This window comes from Paenibacillus taichungensis (genome assembly GCF_003287275.1).
In the GTDB taxonomy this organism is placed as follows: domain Bacteria; phylum Bacillota; class Bacilli; order Paenibacillales; family Paenibacillaceae; genus Paenibacillus; species Paenibacillus taichungensis_A.
Genome location: NZ_QEVW01000003.1, coordinates 43561 through 62978 on the forward strand (window position 1 = coordinate 43561; position 19418 = coordinate 62978).

23 protein-coding genes are annotated in these 19418 nt (G+C 46.7%); 22 read left to right on the plus strand and 1 reads right to left on the minus strand.

Annotation, left to right across the window (positions count from 1 at the left end; all coding sequences use genetic code 11):
* Positions 1-21 precede the first annotated feature (21 nt).
* The 14 genes from hisC to DC345_RS03755 all read left to right on the plus strand — a co-directional run bounded on the left by hisC (position 22) and on the right by DC345_RS03755 (position 11623).
* Positions 22-1122 carry a histidinol-phosphate transaminase gene (hisC, locus tag DC345_RS03690; RefSeq protein WP_113051956.1) on the plus strand — a complete coding sequence of 367 codons (1101 nt, stop codon included), beginning with the start codon at positions 22-24 and terminating at the stop codon, positions 1120-1122.
* Between the two features lie 27 nt (positions 1123-1149).
* Positions 1150-2244 (plus strand): prephenate dehydrogenase, encoded by a 1095-nt coding sequence (locus tag DC345_RS03695; protein ID WP_113051957.1) that lies wholly within the window; start codon positions 1150-1152, stop codon positions 2242-2244.
* A 731-nt stretch (positions 2245-2975) separates the two neighbouring features.
* On the plus strand, positions 2976-3569 hold the full coding sequence (locus DC345_RS03700; protein WP_053780698.1) for an RNA polymerase sigma factor: 594 nt from the start codon (positions 2976-2978) through the stop codon (positions 3567-3569).
* Complete coding sequence (locus tag DC345_RS03705) at positions 3566-4201, plus strand: anti-sigma factor family protein (protein ID WP_113051958.1); 636 nt, start codon at positions 3566-3568, stop codon at positions 4199-4201. The genes DC345_RS03700 and DC345_RS03705 overlap by 4 nt, the downstream gene beginning before the upstream one ends.
* A 40-nt stretch (positions 4202-4241) precedes the next feature.
* Positions 4242-4841, plus strand: a complete 600-nt coding sequence (locus DC345_RS03710; protein WP_076288947.1) for a histidine phosphatase family protein — start codon at positions 4242-4244, stop codon at positions 4839-4841.
* 321 nt (positions 4842-5162) lie between these two features.
* On the plus strand, positions 5163-6281 hold the full coding sequence (locus DC345_RS03715; protein WP_113051959.1) for a hypothetical protein: 1119 nt from the start codon (positions 5163-5165) through the stop codon (positions 6279-6281).
* 44 nt (positions 6282-6325) lie between these two features.
* Entirely contained in the window at positions 6326-6832 is a 507-nt protein-coding gene (locus DC345_RS03720) for a gamma carbonic anhydrase family protein (RefSeq protein WP_113051960.1), read from the plus strand.
* A 23-nt stretch (positions 6833-6855) separates the two neighbouring features.
* Positions 6856-7035, plus strand: a complete 180-nt coding sequence (locus tag DC345_RS03725) for an IDEAL domain-containing protein (protein ID WP_024630643.1) — start codon at positions 6856-6858, stop codon at positions 7033-7035.
* A gap of 163 nt (positions 7036-7198) precedes the next feature.
* The gene (locus DC345_RS03730; RefSeq protein ID WP_113051961.1) at positions 7199-7621 is read left to right on the plus strand and encodes a DUF2487 family protein; all 423 of its coding nucleotides are present in this window, start codon (positions 7199-7201) and stop codon (positions 7619-7621) included.
* 193 nt (positions 7622-7814) lie between these two features.
* Entirely contained in the window at positions 7815-8357 is a 543-nt protein-coding gene (locus DC345_RS03735; protein ID WP_113051962.1) for a QcrA and Rieske domain-containing protein, read from the plus strand.
* Positions 8358-8372: 15 nt separating this feature from the next.
* Positions 8373-9044: a menaquinol-cytochrome c reductase cytochrome b subunit gene (gene qcrB, locus DC345_RS03740; protein WP_017687726.1), complete on the plus strand. Its 672-nt coding sequence runs from the start codon at positions 8373-8375 to the stop codon at positions 9042-9044.
* Between the two features lie 21 nt (positions 9045-9065).
* Positions 9066-9947 (plus strand): menaquinol-cytochrome c reductase cytochrome b/c subunit, encoded by an 882-nt coding sequence (locus tag DC345_RS03745; RefSeq protein ID WP_113051963.1) that lies wholly within the window; start codon positions 9066-9068, stop codon positions 9945-9947.
* 113 nt (positions 9948-10060) lie between these two features.
* Positions 10061-10687 carry a DUF1405 domain-containing protein gene (locus tag DC345_RS03750; RefSeq protein ID WP_113052165.1) on the plus strand — a complete coding sequence of 209 codons (627 nt, stop codon included), beginning with the start codon at positions 10061-10063 and terminating at the stop codon, positions 10685-10687.
* A 66-nt stretch (positions 10688-10753) separates the two neighbouring features.
* Entirely contained in the window at positions 10754-11623 is an 870-nt protein-coding gene (locus DC345_RS03755; RefSeq protein ID WP_181586475.1) for a sporulation protein YpjB, read from the plus strand.
* A gap of 106 nt (positions 11624-11729) precedes the next feature.
* On the opposite strand, the gene DC345_RS03760 is transcribed toward DC345_RS03755, so the two are convergent.
* Positions 11730-12599: a YitT family protein gene (locus tag DC345_RS03760; RefSeq protein ID WP_099858391.1), complete on the minus strand. Its 870-nt coding sequence runs from the start codon at positions 12597-12599 to the stop codon at positions 11730-11732.
* 173 nt (positions 12600-12772) lie between these two features.
* Between DC345_RS03760 and DC345_RS03765 the strand changes: the two genes are divergently transcribed.
* The 8 genes from DC345_RS03765 (at position 12773) to DC345_RS03800 (ending at position 19329) form a co-directional block, all read left to right on the plus strand.
* Complete coding sequence (locus tag DC345_RS03765; RefSeq protein ID WP_113051965.1) at positions 12773-13102, plus strand: nucleotide pyrophosphohydrolase; 330 nt, start codon at positions 12773-12775, stop codon at positions 13100-13102.
* Between the two features lie 52 nt (positions 13103-13154).
* The gene (locus DC345_RS03770) at positions 13155-13679 is read left to right on the plus strand and encodes a tetratricopeptide repeat protein (protein ID WP_258530544.1); all 525 of its coding nucleotides are present in this window, start codon (positions 13155-13157) and stop codon (positions 13677-13679) included.
* Positions 13680-13759: 80 nt separating this feature from the next.
* Positions 13760-14563 carry a 4-hydroxy-tetrahydrodipicolinate reductase gene (gene dapB / locus DC345_RS03775; RefSeq protein WP_113051966.1) on the plus strand — a complete coding sequence of 268 codons (804 nt, stop codon included), beginning with the start codon at positions 13760-13762 and terminating at the stop codon, positions 14561-14563.
* Between the two features lie 27 nt (positions 14564-14590).
* Positions 14591-15031: a methylglyoxal synthase gene (mgsA, locus tag DC345_RS03780; RefSeq protein WP_024630633.1), complete on the plus strand. Its 441-nt coding sequence runs from the start codon at positions 14591-14593 to the stop codon at positions 15029-15031.
* On the plus strand, positions 15028-15729 hold the full coding sequence (gene bshB1, locus DC345_RS03785) for a bacillithiol biosynthesis deacetylase BshB1 (RefSeq protein WP_113051967.1): 702 nt from the start codon (positions 15028-15030) through the stop codon (positions 15727-15729). Before mgsA ends, bshB1 begins: the two co-directional genes overlap by 4 nt.
* A 95-nt stretch (positions 15730-15824) precedes the next feature.
* The gene (gene bshA / locus DC345_RS03790) at positions 15825-16985 is read left to right on the plus strand and encodes an N-acetyl-alpha-D-glucosaminyl L-malate synthase BshA (protein ID WP_113051968.1); all 1161 of its coding nucleotides are present in this window, start codon (positions 15825-15827) and stop codon (positions 16983-16985) included.
* An 81-nt stretch (positions 16986-17066) separates the two neighbouring features.
* Positions 17067-18365, plus strand: coding sequence for a CCA tRNA nucleotidyltransferase (locus DC345_RS03795; RefSeq protein ID WP_258530545.1), 1299 nt, complete (start codon positions 17067-17069; stop codon positions 18363-18365).
* Entirely contained in the window at positions 18352-19329 is a 978-nt protein-coding gene (locus DC345_RS03800) for a biotin--[acetyl-CoA-carboxylase] ligase (RefSeq protein WP_113051969.1), read from the plus strand. Before DC345_RS03795 ends, DC345_RS03800 begins: the two co-directional genes overlap by 14 nt.
* Positions 19330-19418 lie beyond the last annotated feature (89 nt).

Sequence of the window (19418 nt, forward strand, 5' to 3'; positions counted from 1 at the left end):
CAATAATAGGAGGCGGTCGGGTTGAAACCGAAGTCCCAGATTGTCAATCTGCCTGTATATAAACCGGGCAAACCGATTGAAGAAGTGAAACGTGAGCTGGGTTTGGAGCAAGTAATCAAGCTGGCCTCCAACGAAAATCCATATGGAAGTTCGCCTGCTGCGCTTGAAGCGATCACCAGAGAGCTGGTCAATGTAAGCATATATCCGGATGGAAGTTCCAAGGAACTGACTGAGGTGCTAGCGAAGCATCTGGGAGTGGAACGGAATAATTTGATCTTTGGTTGTGGATCGGATGAGATCATTGCGTTGATTACTCGTGCATTCTTCCTCCCGGGAGACGAGAACATCATGGCCGACCAGACGTTCTCTGTATACAAAAGTAATGCTGACATTGAAGGTGCTGTCAGCATTGAAGTGCCACTTAAAGATGGAACTCATGACCTGACTTCCATGCTTGCGCAAATCAATGATAAGACTAAAGCAGTTTGGGTGTGTAATCCCAATAACCCGACGGGTACAATTATCTCTGAGCAGGAATTGACGGCATTCCTGGATCGTGTACCTTCTCATGTCATGGTTGTGTTGGATGAAGCCTATTATGAATTTGTAACGGATGAGGCGTATCCACAAAGCATCCCTATGATTGAGCGTTATCCTAACCTGGTTATTTTGCGGACATTCTCCAAAATCTATGGCTTGGCTTCATTGCGTATTGGATACGGTATTGCACGCCCGGAAGTGATTGATCTCATTAACCGTGTACGTGAGCCGTTTAACACTTCACGTTTCGGTCAGGCTGCGGCAAAGGCTGCACTTGAGGATCAGGCTTTTGTCCAAACATGTGCGGAGCGTAATGCGGTAGAACGAGCGTATTTGCAAAATGAATTCACACGGTTAGAACTGCCGTTTTTCCCTTCGCAGGGTAACTTCATCATGGTTGATCTGGACATGCCTTCTGCAACGGCGTTCCAGTCGCTATTGAAACAAGGCATTATTGTTCGTCCTGGATTCGATGTATATCCAACATACATTCGTGTGTCCGTCGGAACATCAGAACAGAACCGTGCGTTTGTCACGGCACTGGAGAACACGCTGGCTGAGAAGGCTGTAGCACGCCCTTAAATCTGGCGATGAAAAGAGTGAGGACCCATGAAACTAAAAATTGCAATGATCGGTGTAGGGCTCATCGGCGGTTCACTGGCGCTTTGCTTCAAAGGCAAGCCTGGTGTAACGGTGATGGGCTATGCCCATCTGCCTGAACTGAAGGACAAGTACATAGCGAGCGGTGTAGTGGATGATGCTACGCTCTCTCTGGAGGAAGCGGTACAGGATGCCGACTTTATTTTTTTGTGCGTACCTGTTGGGCTGCTCGAATCCTATTTTGAACAATTGGTCAAGCTTCCCTTGAAAAAGGGATGTATCATTACGGACGTAGGGAGCACAAAGGCATCCATCGCAGCTTGTGCTGAGCATGTCCGCATGAGTGATGCATACTTTATCGGCGGTCATCCGATGGCCGGATCTGAACGTGCAGGTGTGGATGCAGCTTCGGCTGTATTATTTGAGAATGCATACTATGTCTTGACCCCTTCAGAACATGTACCTGAGGAAGCTTATGACAGGTTATCTGACCTTCTTGCGTATACACGGGCCCAGATTGTTCGTGTAGAGCCCCTGCTGCACGATGACATAGTGGGAGCGATCAGCCATTTGCCACATGTTATTGCAGTTGCGCTGGTGAACCAGGTGCGCGAATATAATGAATCGAACCCTTTGTATAAAATGCTGGCTGCAGGCGGTTTCCGTGATATTACTCGGATTGCCTCCAGTGATGCCATTGTATGGAGAGATATTCTGCTGAGCAACCGCGAGGTGCTGTTGGGCTTGCTGAAGGACTGGAACGGCCAAATGACGGTTTTCACCGAAATGCTGGAGCAACAAAATGGTGAGGGCATTGAGGAAGCGTTCCGTCAGGCGCGCGAGTTCCGTAGTGTGCTGCCAGAACGACGGAAAGGCATGATCTCGTCGTTGTTTGATCTTTATACGGATGTGCAGGATGCACCGGGGATGATCGGCAAGATTGCCACCGAGCTTGGGGCGAATGATATTAACTTAAGCAACATGGAGATTATTGAGAACCGGGTCGATGTGCCAGGCATTATGCGTTTGTCGTTCCGGCAGGAAGAAGAGATGGAACGTGCTAAAACGTTGCTGGATTCCCTGGGGTATCAAGTGTGGGTTTAGGTTATTGGAAGGGGGCGAAAGCCCTCTTTTTTTATGTTGTAAACTAGCTGTTACAGGACATGTTCTAAAAAAAGACAAAAAAAAGACCGCTTACATAAGCGGCCATTGCTCACGTGGAGCAATACAGTTATTGGATAGGAGTGGAGAGAAACCATACTGTACTTTTATTATATGTATCCGTTTTCATTTTGTCAACACTTTGAGTAAAATTGTTTGAGTTAATTATAACATTCGTAAATTAAGGAAATATAATCCTTGCATAAAGTGGGATAGAGATTCGTTTAGACCATTGGCTGATGATCGGAAATAAGGTTTATTGGTTCAATTGATAAAAATATGTTATAACGAAATTCTGCTGAAATTTTAAAATATTTCTTTGAATTACACAAACTTTTTGAGGCCTTCGTTCGTCCAATATAAGAGTGGCTTCACAAAAGTGATCAAATTGAAGTCATGGACGAGAAAATGGCCGCATAATAATGACTGGTCGGGCTTCAACGGAAGCCATGGATTTGCCAGGATGATGCAGACCGTTGTACAATAAATACTGTTAATGTAGAAACGTTGGGGAAATTGCCATTACATAGGGGAATTTGGCGGGAAGGCCTGTTTTGGCGCTGAACGCTGTTTTATGCGGTGAAAACCGCAACTTTTTTGTGCCTGTTCGGTAATACATGGATAGAGTCGAACGGGGAGAAGCACATGGATGGGCGAGGAGGGGTCGCACTCAAATGACGGATTCCCAGTTGATTCGAGAGATCAAGGAAGGTAACCTGGAGTTATATTCCGAGCTGATGAGTCGTTATCAGCGTAAAATACTGGCTTTCGTATATCATATGTTGAAAAGTTCTAATATGGAGCTGCTTGCGGAAGATCTCTGTTCTGAGACTTTCTATAAGGCGTTCCGCAGTCTGCACTCATTCCGAGAGGTGGATGCCTCATTCTCAACCTGGTTATATACCATTGCGAGAAATACGGTACTGAGTGAGCTTCGCAAACAGCGTAGTGGGAGTGTTCCACTTGAAGAGAGCGGTATTGTACCTGTTGCTCCTTCTGAGAATGCGCCAGAGCATGCTGTATTGCGCAGTGAGCGGGTGATGCTGGTTAGGGATGCAATTAACAATTTACCGGAGAAGCAGCGTTCTGCCATTATACTCCGTGAGTATGATCAACTAGATTACCAGGAGATTGCAAATATTCTTGGGCAGAGCGTCAGTTCTGTAAAATCGTTATTGTTCAGAGCAAGGTCAAGCGTAAAAACTCAATTGGAACCTTATTTCTTCGAACCGGTCTACGAGCCATATGAAGGGATGAAGAACAGATGAATTGCAATGAAGCCCAGGAACTGTTTGCACTGGTCTGGGACTTGCCGGAAGCTCATCCTCAGCGAATTGCATTTCATGCTCATCTCGCTGGTTGTGAAGATTGCTCGCAGCAATTTGAGGTTTGGGAAGAAGCTCAAATTCTGATGCACAGCATACCGGTCCCAGTGACAGAACAACAAGCAGAGAAAGTGAACCGTAATGTTATGGACCGGATCTATGCGGAGTCTCCATGGCTACTGCCGGAAGAGGCAAAGGTTAATCGTTTCTCTGCTGTGATCCGCAAGCATATGTCTTTGTGGATTGCTGCGTTCCTGGCAATTTTCTTATGCAGCTTTCTGTACATGGCGATGTTTAAGCCAGACGTATCAGAAGCTGAGCAGACCAACGTGGTCTCTACGGGTATTTTGGAGACAGGAGTAGCGGGCAGTGAGCCTTCTTCTTCCGGATTGTACAAGTACAACATGACGGGAGCGGATAGAGGGAGTATTATTGAGCCCTTCGTTGTGAGCATGGGTCCAGCGTATCCTCAGTACTGGATGGCGTTGTCGCTGCTTGCAATAGGTATGGCTCTGTTCTCTCTTGGGCGGATGCATCGTTCAACAAACAAACGCAAACAAGGTGCACGTGCTTAGCTAAAGCTTTCGTTCACCGTATAGAGAAATGAGGGATGAGATGCGCATTGGGCTTATTCGTCACGGTCTAACCGACTGGAATGCGGCAGGGCGTATTCAGGGACAGACAGACATACCTCTGAATGCGGAAGGTCGTGAGCAAGCTGAGCGTCTGGGTAGACGTTTGCTTACCGAAGAATATCGCTGGGACCACATCATTACGAGCGGGTTGTCCAGGGCTCAGGAGACGGGAGAGATTATCTCCGGGCTATTGAATGTTCCTTTGCTTGAGCCGGATGCACGCTTGAAAGAGCGTGCCTTTGGTCAAATTGAAGGTCTGACATCCGAAGAGCGTGTGGCTCGCTGGGGCGCTTCCTGGGAGACGCTGGATTTGGGACAGGAACAGATCGCTGATATTCAGACACGTGCATTGGGCTTTTTGGAGGATTTATGGGAGGCTCATCAGGACCAAAATGTGCTGATTGTCTCCCATGGCGCTTTTTTAGCCAGCCTGCTATCAGCTTTGTATAAAGATCGCTATACGGAACGAATTGGAAACCTGTCGCTTACGATCCTGGAGAAGGAACGTGACGATTGGAGTCCGTTGCTTTATAACTGTACACGACACCTTTCATTGGATCTGGCCAAACAACCTGAGTAATTAACTCAGGTTGTTTTTTTGCGTTATAGCAATGTGTAACTGGCATTCTATAGAGATTGAAATAAACATTTACACAAGAACGGATTGTTCTGTCATTGGAGTGGCAAGTGTAAATATTCTTTAGTTCAATTTCTATATGATTTTGAACCTCTCATTCTTCTTCTGAGCAGGCAACTTCGGGCATAGTATGGTTAAAACATAAAAGATTTGCAAAAAAGAGGTTTAGATCATGGGAATTCCGTCAACGATGTTTACAAAACCAAACTACTCCAGGCCCCGAATCAATAGCCAAAAAGTAGTCAAGGGCGAGGCGATGGACCCATGAATCTAGCGGATATGCTTACTTTTGCCGATATCGGCCAGCTTAATCGAATAGCAGACTATTACCAGTGCGAGTGTAAGCCCAATTCCAAACATGAACTCATCCAGAGTATTCTCACTACATTGGGCAGCAGACCTTTTTTTGAGCAGCAGGTTAGGGAACTAAATCAGGTAGATCTGCGGTTTTTGAACAACTTGCTGTTTGATACCCGCCAATACTTCGGTATGGAGGAACTTGTCGCCATTGCTCGTCAATCGATGGATAAAAAAGATAGCGAGGCTGGAGCCAGTCCACGTGATCTTATCGTACGCTTCACGAAGAGTGGATGGTTATTCAATGGCACAACTCAGCAGACCAGGTACCTGTATCAGGTGCCTAAGGATTTGCAAATGAGATTTCGGGATGTGTTATCCACTCATCTGAAAGCAGGCATTGCACAGACGAGCGAGCCTCCCGTTTACAGGGATGAATACCATCTACTCGCGGATGATCTGAAACTGTTTCTGCAATTTGTCCAGCAGCATGAAATAGCACTAAACGCAGAAGGTATGATGTATCGTCGTTCTCAGCAGCAGATCATGGAGCATTTGCATGTGAGTGAGGCGCTGGTGGGTAAGGCAGGATGGAGATTCGGTTATGGTCGTTCGTTTAAAGACTACCCCGATCGATTTGCGTTCATCTATGACTACGCTTTTCATCATCGTCTGGTCCGTGAGGAGCAGGGAACGCTGAAATTGTCACCTTCCGGTGAAGACAAGCTGGGTGCGGAGAAAACAGCCGAGATGATACAGCTATTTCGGTTTTGGTTAAGACTTTATAAAGGTGCTATTCCGAATCTGTCCTCCATAGTGTACTGGACAGGGGAATGTGCAGCTGGCTGGTCCACAGCAGAGTCTTTATTCCGCCAGATTGGTCCCTACATTCAGCCGTTCTATTATGACTCTGCAGAGACGATTTATGACAACAGGATACTCAAAATGATGCTGCATCTAGGCATGCTTCGCATTGGAGAGCATGCAGATGGGCGAACAGTACAAATGACAGCATGGGGTTCACGCCTTGCGTCATCCTGTCGCTCGCTGTCCGGGGATACTACCCCCGTAATGTTTGACAAGTGAAGGACAAGTTGCTAAAATCACTCCCAAATTAAGGAGTGATACTTATGATAATTCCATACAAAGGTATACAACCCCAGTTACACCCTTCGGTATATATGGCTGAAGGCGCCAAACTTATAGGTGATCTGACAATGGGTGAAGAATCTACGATCTGGTTCAATGCTGTGCTGCGGGCCGATCTGGCACCCATCGTGATTGGACGGCGCTGTAATATACAGGATAATGCTGTTGGGCACGTCAACACGGATCAACCTTTGATTTTGGACGACGATGTATCGGTAGGGCATTCTGCGATTATCCATGGATGTCGTATCGGAACAGGTTCGCTGATTGGTATGGGCGCAATCCTTCTCAATGGAGCCGAAATTGGTGAATATACGCTGATCGGGGCCGGTTCTGTTGTAACTGAAAATACTAAAATACCGCCCTATACCCTTGCTTTGGGCACACCGGCCAAAGTGATACGTGAGTTGACTGACGCAGATCTTGAGCGGATGTCGAGAACTACACTAGGTTATGTTTCCAAAGGAAAGGAATATAGGAGCTCTTAAATCCGTTTTGGAGGTGCATCCTATTGGATAAAATGAAAGTTACGTATGAAGTCATGTTGGGGCTGGCTGCTGAGATGGTGTGGGACGACGCGCTTCGTAAACAGCGCAGCGAGAAGCTGTATATGGAAATCGATAAGGCATTAGCTACCGGAGACGAAGTAGCTTTCCGGAATCTGACGGATGAACTAAAGGCCATAAACTGATGAGCATGTAAAAATAATATATAAGACAGGAAATGCGTATTTCACGCATTTCTTTTTTGCGTCCACGACCATTCTTACACCGAAAAAGTATGAATCTCTGGATTTATAATATACGCTCATATATAATATGGGAATAAAATGGATAGAGAGGGGAATTAGGGAATTGAAATTCAGTGAGATGACTCAAGACAGCTGGGCGGAACTGCAACTCTATCTGGATACATGCCTTATTCCATATACAGCCCTGAAGGGCAAGCAGTCCCCGGTTGAAGCAACTGAGGCGTTGGAGCGGCTTAGAGATTTTTTAGATCTGGTGGAGATTCCTTTCAAAGGGCGTATCATGACTTACCCTGCATTCCATTATGCGTCTCCGGATATGTCAATGGCATTAAATACCTTATCCGAAGAACTCAAATCCTCCGGTTTCAAATATGTGGTTATAATGTCATCTGATGGCGAGTTGGAACAGACGCAAATTACTTCTGCAGATTTGGTATTAAGTCGTTCTGTTTTAATTCAAGAGGTGGGAGAAGAGGGCATTTCGCGTTTTGTCGGGGGAAAAATCCGTGAGTTATGGAAAAGATGACCTTCCTGTGACAAATGTGACAATTTACCAACATTTTTTTAATAACGCTTACAAATGAACCTTAAAAATGTGTGACAAATTCTTGACGGTGTTCTAGGGCTACTATATGATTATGTATGTTCTAGTAAGTCGTGGAATTTCTGATAATGAAAACGATTGAGAGAGTTGGCTGAAAAAGGGGGTTGGAGACAGTATGAGCAGTGAGCATGACCAGCACGAAGCTTCGATGAAATTGCCAAGCCGCTTGGAAATGTCACGCAGGCAGTTTTTGACGTACACGCTTGGTGGAGCTACAGCCTACATGGCCGCCGGTGCAATACTCCCCATGGTCCGTTTTGCGGTGGACCCGATTTTGCAGCACAAGGGAGAAGGCACCTCTGTCAAAGTAGCGGAAATCAGCAAAATTACGAATGAACCTCAAGAATTTACGTTTGAATTGAAACAGCAAGACGGTTGGTATTTGAGCAATGCTTCGTTAATCGCCTGGATCAGGAAAGATGAGCAGGGCAAAATCTATGCGCTTTCACCCATTTGTAAACATTTGGGATGTACCGTAGGTTGGAACAGTGATAAGCAGTATCCCGACGAATATCATTGTCCGTGCCATGGCGCGCATTATAACAAGGAAGGCAAGAACCTTGCCGTAGCCCCGAAGCCGCTTGATGAGTATGTGGTTAAGGAAGATCAGGGTTGGGTTTATCTGGGCGACATTGTTCCGAACACCCGAGTCAAATAGGAGGCGTGAACGCAGATGTTTAAAAATGTCTATGACTGGATTGACGAGCGTCTCGATATCACGCCAATTTGGAGGGACGTTGCGGATCATGAAGTTCCAGAGCACGTAAACCCGGCTCATCACTTTTCCGCATTCGTGTACTGCTTTGGTGGATTGACGTTCTTTATCACTGTTATTCAAATTTTGTCAGGGATGTTCCTGACCATGTATTATGTGCCTGATATTATTAATGCTTACGCCAGTGTCGAGTATTTGCAGACCAAAGTAGCCTTCGGTCAAATTGTACGCGGGATGCACCATTGGGGAGCCAGCTTGGTTATCGTTATGATGTTCTTACATACGATGCGTGTGTTCTTTACCGGCTCTTACAAAGCACCACGCGAGATGAACTGGGTTGTCGGCATGCTGATCTTTTTTGTCATGCTGGGTCTGGGGCTTACCGGGTACCTGTTGCCTTGGGATAACAAAGCCTACTTTGCAACCAAGGTTACTCTAGAGATTGCGAATACGGTTCCTTGGCTGGGGCCGATCATTAAGGAATTCCTGCAAGGCGGAACTATTGTAGGTGCACAGACGTTAACACGGTTCTTTGCCCTGCACGTCTTCTTCCTTCCGGCTGTGCTTCTGGTGCTTCTGGTCGGTCACTTTATTATGATCCGCAGACAGGGCATTTCGGGACCACTATAATCTGAGAAGGGAGGAATCGACATGGCTCACGGACACAAGTCAGATGACCAGGAAAAGATTATCTTCGTCGGGGACTCACGCGTCCGTAAAGGAGCGGGGTTTATAACTCCACCGGATTACACGGCGTATCCCGGCAAATCAGAGGCTTTTATTCCTAACTTCTTGCTGAAGGAATGGATGGTTGGTGTCGTTGTACTGGTTGGTATTCTGGTATTAACGATTTCGGAACCTGCACCACTGGGCTATCCGGCCAATCCAAGTGCATCGGTTATCCCGATGCCAGACTGGTACTTCCTTTTTCTGTATCAGTATTTGAAATACCCCTATGCCTCAGGTGACTATGTCCTGCTCGGGGTACTTGGAGTCAGCGGAGTTGCTTTCGGCGCTTTGTTACTGGCCCCTTTTCTGGATACAGGCAAGGAGCGGCGTTTCTACAAACGTCCGATTGCATCATCACTTATGATTCTATCGGTGATGGCCGTCTTCTACCTGACCAATGTTGCATGGACACACTACGCGCATGAGTTGGAAGCAAGCGGCCAGAAGCCGGAACATATTCAGCGTGAAGAAGAAGCGCGTGAGAAACACGCGCAGGGTCTGCCTACCTCCAACGCGCCAGGCCAAAACGAAGAAGTGGCGATCGTCGAGAAGGATGATCCTGCAATGGAAACCTTCAAAAAGGCCGGATGTATCGGATGTCATGCGGCTGATATGAAGGGAGCAGGAGGGCCTTCGCTTCGGGGTGTGGGTGACAAACACAGCCAGGAAGAAATCCTGACGATTATCAAAGAAGGATATAACTCAATGCCCGCGATGTATGATCAAGCCATCGCCCAAGGTTTGACAGATGACGACATCAATCACTTGGCGGAATGGCTTGCGAAACAGAAGGCAGAACAGTAAAATCGAAATAAGCAATGAAACCTGATCGTTTATGCGGTCAGGTTTTTTTGAGGCGTTTTTCGCAACATCATCTTTTGGAACGAAGAATACATATGATGGAAGGGGCAGAGCCTGTGGCTTTATCGTACTTTTGGAGCCGGGAATTTCTAACGAACCGTTATTTCCTGTGGCTTCTTTTTTGGTGTAACGCATTAGGAACAGTATATGGATACATATGGTACGGGGATCAATTGGAATATACGCTGGCACAGCAACCACTATGGCAAATTGTGTTTGTGCCGGACAGCCCAACAGCGAGTCTGTTTTTTACACTATCCTTGTTGTGGATTTTGTACAAGCCGAAATCGATGTTTCTGAATCGGATTGGACATGTCATACAGGCGCTTGCTGTGGTTACTTCGGTGAAATATGGCGTATGGGCAGTCTCCATTATCTTTGCAGGCTGGATGCAGGGGGGCGCACAGAACTGGCAGGATTGGATGTTAATTGCGTCTCATAGCGCCATGGCTATCGAGGCTTTGCTGTATGTGAGGTTCTTTGGGTTCCGTTGGGGTGCTTTGGTAATTGCTGCCTTGTGGACACTGCTAAACGATACAATGGATTATACCTATGACATCTTCCCTTGGCTGCCCGCATCGCTAATGGACAATCTGGACGGTGTGCGCAATTTCACTGTTGGACTGACGCTAGTGAGTATTCTCTGTGCGTGGCTTGCCTTGAGACAGGCCAAACGGGCCTGATTTCATCATGTAAGCTTGTTCTAAGGGACTCTCCCCTGCCATACATTGATGGTGGGAGGGATGTCCATGAAGAGAACGTTCAGGATCAAAACTGGATTTATGGTGGTGTCGTTCATGACTCTACTGTTCTGGACGAACTTGTCATACAGCGTATCAGCGGAAAGTACAGGTACGAACGGAAATACAGATCAGCAAGTATCCGTCAAAAATTCAATTGAGCAATTAAATGAAGAAGCGGCCTTGTTGTATCGACATGCCTTGGAGAATGATATCGAAGAGGTTAGAGGCAGTATTTTGCGAATCAGTAAAGGTCTGGAGCATATCTCCTTTGAGGGTCAGACGACAGTAGAAGGCATTCATGCCCTATCCGAGACCATTGTTGAAGTGAAAGAAGCTGCGGTCAGGGTGAAAAGTGATGATGTGTCTCTCCAGCAGGCCTCTGCCAAACTGCGACTTGCAGCGGACAGTCTCGCCAACCCGGCCAAACCTCTATGGCTCCAGTATTATAAAATTGTAAAAAATGATATTGATGCGCTGTCAACCGCGGCAGATCAGCAGTTAAGTTCGACGATAATAGCGAGCCGCTACAGCTTACTGGAGGAGCATTACGAGACGATTCGACCTGCGGCGATGATCCGCCGTGAACCATACGAGATCGCCCAACTGGATGCCTGGTTGTCTCATACCAAGGGTTTGACTTCGGCCAAGCAGACTGACATTGCACAATTAAAGAGTATGGTAGCCCATGGTGAAGAGTTGGTGAATCAGTTGTTCGGTCGGGAAAAGGACGAAAGTGCCTTTGTACCTTTTGTTCAGGGACCCAATCGCAGGGCAGCCGGATTGCTCATTACTTCCATAATCATAGCAGCACTAAGTTATGCGGGTTACCGTAAATATCGGGCACAGCAGCAAGGTATTTTTCCGTTTCGGCGTTAGGCCATTATTGTCATCACGATATGACAAAGACCTCTGTCTACAAGGACAGCCATTCCCTGGCTCTTCTCTTGAGGATAGAGGTTTTATTTTTGTACCAGTATAAAATTCAGCTTTCCTTAAACCCTTCTCCATGTACGTCATGCACATCGCTAATAATAACAAAAGCTCTAGGATCAACCGAACGCACAATCGTCTGTAAACGTCTGAATTCCTGTCTGGATATGACACAGTAAGCAACATGTTTGGCTTGTTTCGAATAAGCACCAATGGCGGGAATGAGCGTTACGCCGCGATCCATATCACGGGTGATTAAATCTGCAATCTCAGGTGCATGATCACTGATGATCATAAATGCGCGGGCCGAATAGGCTCCTTCCTGAATGAAGTCGATTACTTTAGAGGCGATAAATACAGCTACAAGGGTATAGAGTATTTTTTCTTTGGGAATGTAGACGAGGGAGATACCAATAATGATGAAATCGATACCTAATAGTACACGTCCCATACTCCAGCCATATTTTCGATTAAGAATGCGGGCAATGATGTCAGATCCACCTGTCGTTCCGCCCCAGCGGAATACAATTCCAAGGCCTGCTCCCAATGTAACCCCAGCGTAAAGCGCTGCAAGTAAAAGGTCATTCTCGGTATGCAGCGGTTCAATCCAGCCAAGATCAATCATTTTTTCAAATAACCACAGGAACACCGTAAGCGCTCCTATACCCACGCCTGTATAGATCATCTGTCTGCCGCCCAAAATCTTGAGCCCCACCAGAAAGAGTGGAATATTAACGACCAAGGTTGTAAGCGAAGGAGAGATGTTGAACGCATAATTTAGCAGGACCGTAATCCCGGTTACTCCGCCTTCCATGAGTTGGTTGGGGATGATGAAGTACAGAAGTCCAAAGGCATATAATGCCGTACCCAATAGGATGGGGAGAATCAATTTGAATTGAACCCAGGTTTTGGAAGTGCTCATAAGTTCCCTCTCCGTTTTACAAATTAGAATGAGAAAGCAATCATTCCCATCTTAGTATACCTGTTTATTGATTCTTTAAAAATGATTTGTCGTTTATGATGGTGGAAGTGAATCTAAATAACTGATATATTAGGAACAAATACGACACAATTTCAAAAGGAGAATCCGTTCTCATGGAGAAAAGCATTGCAGAAATGCAGCGTGAGGTTGATCTGTATATTTCCCAGTTCAAAGAAGGATACTTCAGTCCGCTGGCCATGCTCGCCCGTATGTCTGAAGAGGTGGGAGAGCTAGCAAGGGAAGTAAATCACGAGTTCGGTGAAAAACCGAAAAAAACTTCCGAAGCAGACAATTCCATTGAGCTTGAGCTCGGGGACATTTTATTTATCACGATTTGTTTTGCTAATTCTCTCGGGATCGATCTGGCAGAGGCGCACGACAAAGTCATGCATAAATTTAACACACGCGATGCAAATCGGTGGACGCCAAAAAACACCGATTAGGCGTAGATTACATATGCTGTACCATCACCTCAATGGGGGAGGGACAGCTTGGATGATGAAACCGGAAGAGTATATGCAGCATGCTTACCGCTGTATTTTGCAAAATGATTTTGAGCAGGCGATTCGTTGGTTTGAATCTGCCATTGATGCTTACCCGAAACATGCGGAGCTCTATTATCGTTGTTCCATTACACATGCCCGCAGTCAACACCTTGTTCCAGCGCTTGAATATGCACGTAAGGCTGTTGAACTGTCACAGGGGATAGAGGAGTATGTTTTGCATTTGCAGACCCTCGAAGCCAAACAGATAAGCCTTCAGGCTAAGGTGCTGCTTGAACAGGCCGGAAACGGAACGCATGAACGATATGTGCAGGCGGCCGATCTGCTGAAACAGGCAGTTAAACTTGACCCGTTATATGTGGAAGCGCATATCATGCTTGCTCTTGCTTACAGTGATCTGAATGAGTTCGACCTTGCAACCCGTTCCGTTCGTGACGCATTGTTGCTGGACCCGCAGAATGATCAACTGCATCTATTGTTACAGGAAATTAAGCAGCGTATGAAATCCATTCAATAAGATGCCATTTCATAATGGGATGGATATCTTTTGAATGGATTCAACCAAACGAACCAACATAGTGAGGAGATGCAGTCAAGATGAGTGAAGTAATAAGAGTTGCCGTAATCGGAGCAGCTGGCCGGATGGGCCGTGAAGTAGTGAAACTGGTGCTTCAAGATCCTGAACTGGAGCTCGCCGCAGCGGTCAACCGCTCCGGAGTAGGCACGGATGCCGGAACACTTGTCGGTCTGCCCGAATGTGGTGTGCTTTTGACCGATGATATCGAGATGGCGTTTGCAGAGACTAAACCACAGGTTATGGTGGACTTCACAGTCCCTCAATATGCCTTTACCCATACAGAGATTGCGATCCGTCATGGGGTCAGACCTGTTATGGGTGTTACCGGCTTTACGCCGGAACAGATCGAACAGCTGGACAAGCTGTGTCAGGACAAAGGTATTGGAGGATTGATTGCCCCGAACTTCTCAATCGGTGCTATTCTGATGATGAGATTTGCCGCACAGGCTGCCAAACATATGCCGAATGTGGAGATCATCGAATATCACGGAGATCAGAAGCTTGATGCTCCTTCGGGTACAGCAATCAAAACAGCCGAGCTAATTGCAGCAAACCGCGAGGAACTCCGTCAGGGTAATCCGAATGAAGAAGAGACGATCGAAGGATCACGTGGCGGATACTATAATGGATTCCGAATTCATAGTGTCCGGTTGCCGGGGGTATTCGCCCAGCAGGAAGTGGTATTTGGAGACTTTGGCCAATCCCTCAAAATCCGTCATGATTCATATGAGCGTGCAGGTTATATGCCTGGTGTTAAGATTGGTGTACAGAAGGTTATGGAATATACGGGACTTATCTACGGATTTGATCACTTTATCGACTAAAAGAGGTAACACTAAAAGGAGATTGTCATGTTGAAAATTGCATTTATTGCCCATGATCGCAAAAAAGAAGAGATGGTTAACTTCGTGACAGCCTACGAAAACGTATTTACAGACCATCAACTATACTCGACAGGTACAACAGGTCTTCGCATTATGGAAGGAACTTCATTACAGATCCATCGGTTTGAATCCGGTCCACTGGGCGGAGATCAACAGATCGGAGCCTTGGTTGCACAAAATGAGATGGATCTAATTATTTTCCTGCGTGATCCATTGATGGCACAGCCGCATGAACCAGATATTAACGCTTTGCTGCGTCTGTGCGATGTACAGGGGATCCCGCTTGCTACGAATATTGCAACTGCAGAGATTCTCGTCAAAGCGCTCGATCGCGGTGATTTTGGCTGGAGAGAGCTTGTACATAAATACAAGCCTGAAGGTGGATTGAATTCGGGTGATGCTCAATGAGTTTGGACATTCTCATATTTGGTGCACACGCGGATGATGCAGAGATTGGGATGGCAGGAACAATTGCCAAACATACTGCAGCTGGACTGAAAGTAGGCGTGTGTGATCTGACCCGAGCGGAGATGTCTTCCAACGGGACGGTAGAGCGCAGAGCCGAGGAAGCGGAGCAAGCCTCCCGCGTCCTCGGTCTTTCGTGTCGAAGCAACCTAGGTTTGCCTGATCGGGGGCTGTTTATTACTCCTGAACACATTGAGGCTGTGACTGCCGAGATACGTCGTCATGCCCCTCGAATCGTGTTCGCGCCATATTGGGAGGATCGTCACCCGGATCATGTGATGTGCAGCAAGCTGGTGCAGGAGGCTGTCTTTAATGCCAAGCTTAGAAACTATAAGCCGGACATGCCCGCAGTTCAAGTGAAAGAATTGTATTTTTACTTCATTAACGATATCGGACCAACGGATTTGATTGTGGATATTACGGAACACTATGAGCAGAAGGAAAATTCATTGCTTAGTTATCGTTCCCAGTTCGAATTGGGAGAAGGCGCAGTGGCCACTCCATTGACTCAAGGATATATTGAACGTGTAAAAGCCCGGGATTCTTTGCTCGGACAGCGGAGCCTTATTCCATTTGCTGAAGGATTCGCTAGCATTACACCTTATGTAGTTCATCAATTTGGCCAGGCAGCCAAGTCATAAAACGATCGAACTTGCTCGTATAAATCATTTATCATTGCATTTCCGTTGCATTACATCAACCTGCACACGCGGGAGATTAAAGGAGCGTCCACCGGATGGATCAAAAGCTAAAAATTGGTATAACCTGTTATCCGTCCCTCGGAGGGTCTGGCGTTGTCGCAACGGAGCTGGGCAAATTGCTTGCCGAACAGGGTCACCAGGTTCACTTTATTGCCAATAGTATCCCGTTTAGACTGGGTAAATTTCAGAAAAATATTTTTTATCATGAAGTTGAGGTCAACGATTATTACGTCTTCCGTTATCCACCGTATGACCTTTCATTGGCCACGAAAATGGCGCAAGTCGCCAAAGCACAGCAACTGGATCTGCTACATGTACATTATGCAGTGCCACATGCGGTGTGTGCCTTTTTGGCAAAACAAATGGTTGGCGAGGATTTAAAGGTGGTTACAACGTTACACGGAACAGATATTACTGTACTGGCGCAGGATGAGTCGTTGAAGGATCTGATTCGACTTGCCATCAACGAGAGTGATGCGGTTACGGCCGTATCCCAGGATTTGATTCGTGAAACGGTTGATTTGCTGGATATTAGACGTCCAATCGATCTGACCTATAACTTTATTGATAAAAGAATTTATTATCCACGTGATGCAGCAAGTCTGCGTAGAGACTTTGCAGCACCTCACGAGAAAATACTCATGCATATCTCCAACTTCCGTCCTGTGAAGAGAACACAGGATGTGGTAGAAGTGTTCCGTCAAGTACAGGAGCAAGTACCTGCCAAACTGTTATTTGTTGGTGAAGGACCGGATTTGCCGAAGATTCAATGGAAGATTAATGAGCTTGGACTAAATGACAAGGTCCATTTCCTAGGTAAGCAGGATGATATTGCTCAAGTCATTTCGATGGCTGATGTACTTATGCTGCCGTCGGAGAAGGAAAGCTTTGGTCTGGTAGCTCTCGAAGCCATGGCTTGTGGTGTACCTACCATTGGTTCACTGGCAGGGGGGATACCTGAATTGGTATTGCACGGCAAGACCGGATTTTTGTCTCCAATCGGCGATACGCAATCAATGGCGGAGAATACGATTCGTTTGTTGACAGACGACCGTTTGACAGCGGACTTCAGAGAAGCGTGCTTGAGACGGGCGCACCATGATTTCTGCAACGATGCTATTCGGCATGAATATGAACAAATATACTACCGGGTGCTGGGACGTGAAGTTCCGAATCTGAAGCCGGTTTGTGGCTGATTGTCAGATAGGATTGTTCTATCTTGGAAATATATCTGTGTAAGCCACACCAAGCAACACGTAGTTATGGGGTGAGAGTAAGTGGTTCAATGGACACAGGTAGATCATGAAATGGCAAGTCAAAGTGAACAGGTACTGCGGACATTAAATGAAAAGGGGTACGAAGCTTACTGGGTCGGTGGTTGCGTGCGTGATGAACTGCTGGAACGTAGCGTGGATGATATGGATATCACCACGTCCGCTTCCCCTGAGCAAGTCATGGAATTGTTCGCGGATTGTATTCCTACGGGCCTCCAGCATGGAACGGTTACTGTTCGTTCAGGAGGCTTTTATTTTGAAGTTACGACCTTCCGCACTGAATCTGAATATAAGGATAATCGAAGACCCGCTGCCGTTCAATTTGTGCAGGATGTCAAAGAAGATTTGCAGCGGCGTGACTTCACAATGAATGCTCTCGCTATGGATCGTGACGGAAATATCGTTGATCCTTTTGGTGGACAATCGGATATTCAGGATGGAAGGGTCAGATGTGTGGGATCGGCGGCAGAACGGTTTGGTGAAGATGCGCTGCGGATGCTTCGCTGTGTGCGTTTTGCTTCGGTATTTGATTTCAAAATTGCCTACAACACCTGGAAGGGCCTTGTTCATCAAAAGGATCTGCTCCAACATATCGCTATGGAAAGAGTGCGTACCGAAATGGTGAAAATGATGGCAGGACCCCATCCGCTGCGCGGTCTGGAATTGCTGTTTCGCAGCCAGGCACTGGAGCATGTGAAAGCACCAATCAACAGGGAACGATTCAATAAAGCCCTCATGTTCAATATGGAACAATTGATGGAAGAGAACGTTTTATTGCGCTGGTCCATGATACTCATTGCAGGCCGCTATACCAGGGCTGAAGCAGATGCTTTGCTTCGAAAATGGACGTTTTCTAATGACGATCGTTCCCGCATTAATGGAGTTCTGCAGGTCGAAGAGTTGATCCGGACTGTCGTACAGAAGCAGAAGGATGAGAAGACACTGCGATCAGAGTGGATTGTAACTGTGCTGTCTTGCGGACGTCAGGCTACAGAGGACTGGCTCATCATTCAACGACTGCTTCCAGATGGTTGGAGAGATCAAGAGGTTCTACATGAAGAACAGATCGTAGTAATACAATCCCAAGGTTCTTCCTGGAGTCAATCCATGAAGGTGCACGAACTGAAAGACCTGCAGATTACGGGTGAGAACGTTGTGCAGCTGCTTGGACGCAAGGGTGGACCATGGCTGGGACAACTGATGAAATATCTCTTAAGAGAGACTGCGATCGGAAATATAGCGAATCAGCATGATATGCTGACCAACGAAGTAAAGCGGGTGGCTGCAGATGACCAAGCATGAGGAACTGTTACATATGTTACTGAATGCCGAAGGAGAGTTTGTGTCAGGCGAGGAGATCAGTCGCAACCTTTCCATTAGCCGAACGGCCGTGTGGAAGCATGTAAACAAACTGCGTGACATGGGTTATGAGTTTGAAGCCGTATCGCGCAAAGGGTATCGCTTGGTCACGAAACCGGACAGTATCGATGCCACAGCGCTACAGCTGGCACTGGAAACGACGGTGTTTGGTCGAAAGGCGATCATTCTGAATTCCACGTTGTCTACCCAAGGTGATGTTCAGCAGATGGCTGAACAGGGGCAGGGCGAAGGGGCAGTGGTGCTGGCGGAAGAACAGACGGGTGGACGAGGCCGCTTTGGACGTAAATGGTTCTCACCACCGGGAAGAGGCATCTGGATGAGTGTTCTAATGCGTCCTGAGCTTGCACTGCAAAATACGCCACAGCTTACGTTATTGACGGGGGTGGCGGTGTGTCGTGCCATTCGTTCATACACAGGTGCTGATGCTGGGATCAAATGGCCAAATGATCTTTTAATCGATGGTCGCAAGGTATGCGGGATTCTGCTTGAATCCACCGTTGAAGACCACGAATTACGTTACTGTATCGCAGGCATAGGCGTGGATGTGAACTTCGATCCCAAGGATTATCCCCAGGATCTGATATCGATCGCTACTTCACTTAAGATGGAGACCGGACAAACCATAGACCGAACCAAACTTGCAGCGGCCATTCTCTCGGAGTTGGAGCGTTTGTATTTTTTGTATCAAAAGGATGGGTTCGGTGTAATCTCTTCGCTCTGGGAAGCTTTGTCCGTATCCATGAATCGTGAAATTAAGGTGGCTAATCCGCAGGGGATCATCGAAGGTACAGCCATAGGCCTTGATCCTTCTGGTGCATTGATTTTAGAGAAGAAAAACGGTGAACGTGTATCGGTATACTCCGGTGAAGTTTCATTGGTAAATTAAACAATTTGTCGAATTTACACCGTTAAAATGAACATAAGACGTGAACTTTGGGCAGAACTTTGGTATACTGTGTTCGTGAGGCGATATCG

What these genes read in the sequence shown, in the direction of transcription:
- DC345_RS03765 (WP_113051965.1), top strand. Translation starts at nt 12,773, where the DNA reads ATGGAGAAAAGCATTGCAGAAATGCAGCGTGAGGTTGATCTGTATATT.
- DC345_RS03705 (WP_113051958.1), top strand. Translation starts at nt 3,566, where the DNA reads ATGAATTGCAATGAAGCCCAGGAACTGTTTGCACTGGTCTGGGACTTG.
- DC345_RS03745 (WP_113051963.1), top strand. Translation starts at nt 9,066, where the DNA reads ATGGCTCACGGACACAAGTCAGATGACCAGGAAAAGATTATCTTCGTC.
- DC345_RS03720 (WP_113051960.1), top strand. Translation starts at nt 6,326, where the DNA reads ATGATAATTCCATACAAAGGTATACAACCCCAGTTACACCCTTCGGTA.
- mgsA (WP_024630633.1), top strand. Translation starts at nt 14,591, where the DNA reads ATGTTGAAAATTGCATTTATTGCCCATGATCGCAAAAAAGAAGAGATG.
- DC345_RS03700 (WP_053780698.1), top strand. Translation starts at nt 2,976, where the DNA reads ATGACGGATTCCCAGTTGATTCGAGAGATCAAGGAAGGTAACCTGGAG.
- DC345_RS03800 (WP_113051969.1), top strand. Translation starts at nt 18,352, where the DNA reads ATGACCAAGCATGAGGAACTGTTACATATGTTACTGAATGCCGAAGGA.
- DC345_RS03715 (WP_113051959.1), top strand. Translation starts at nt 5,163, where the DNA reads ATGAATCTAGCGGATATGCTTACTTTTGCCGATATCGGCCAGCTTAAT.
- dapB (WP_113051966.1), top strand. Translation starts at nt 13,760, where the DNA reads ATGAGTGAAGTAATAAGAGTTGCCGTAATCGGAGCAGCTGGCCGGATG.
- DC345_RS03760 (WP_099858391.1), bottom strand. Translation starts at nt 12,599, where the DNA reads ATGAGCACTTCCAAAACCTGGGTTCAATTCAAATTGATTCTCCCCATC.
- bshA (WP_113051968.1), top strand. Translation starts at nt 15,825, where the DNA reads ATGGATCAAAAGCTAAAAATTGGTATAACCTGTTATCCGTCCCTCGGA.
- DC345_RS03755 (WP_181586475.1), top strand. Translation starts at nt 10,754, where the DNA reads ATGAAGAGAACGTTCAGGATCAAAACTGGATTTATGGTGGTGTCGTTC.
- bshB1 (WP_113051967.1), top strand. Translation starts at nt 15,028, where the DNA reads ATGAGTTTGGACATTCTCATATTTGGTGCACACGCGGATGATGCAGAG.
- DC345_RS03770 (WP_258530544.1), top strand. Translation starts at nt 13,155, where the DNA reads ATGATGAAACCGGAAGAGTATATGCAGCATGCTTACCGCTGTATTTTG.
- qcrB (WP_017687726.1), top strand. Translation starts at nt 8,373, where the DNA reads ATGTTTAAAAATGTCTATGACTGGATTGACGAGCGTCTCGATATCACG.
- DC345_RS03695 (WP_113051957.1), top strand. Translation starts at nt 1,150, where the DNA reads ATGAAACTAAAAATTGCAATGATCGGTGTAGGGCTCATCGGCGGTTCA.
- DC345_RS03735 (WP_113051962.1), top strand. Translation starts at nt 7,815, where the DNA reads ATGAGCAGTGAGCATGACCAGCACGAAGCTTCGATGAAATTGCCAAGC.
- DC345_RS03710 (WP_076288947.1), top strand. Translation starts at nt 4,242, where the DNA reads ATGCGCATTGGGCTTATTCGTCACGGTCTAACCGACTGGAATGCGGCA.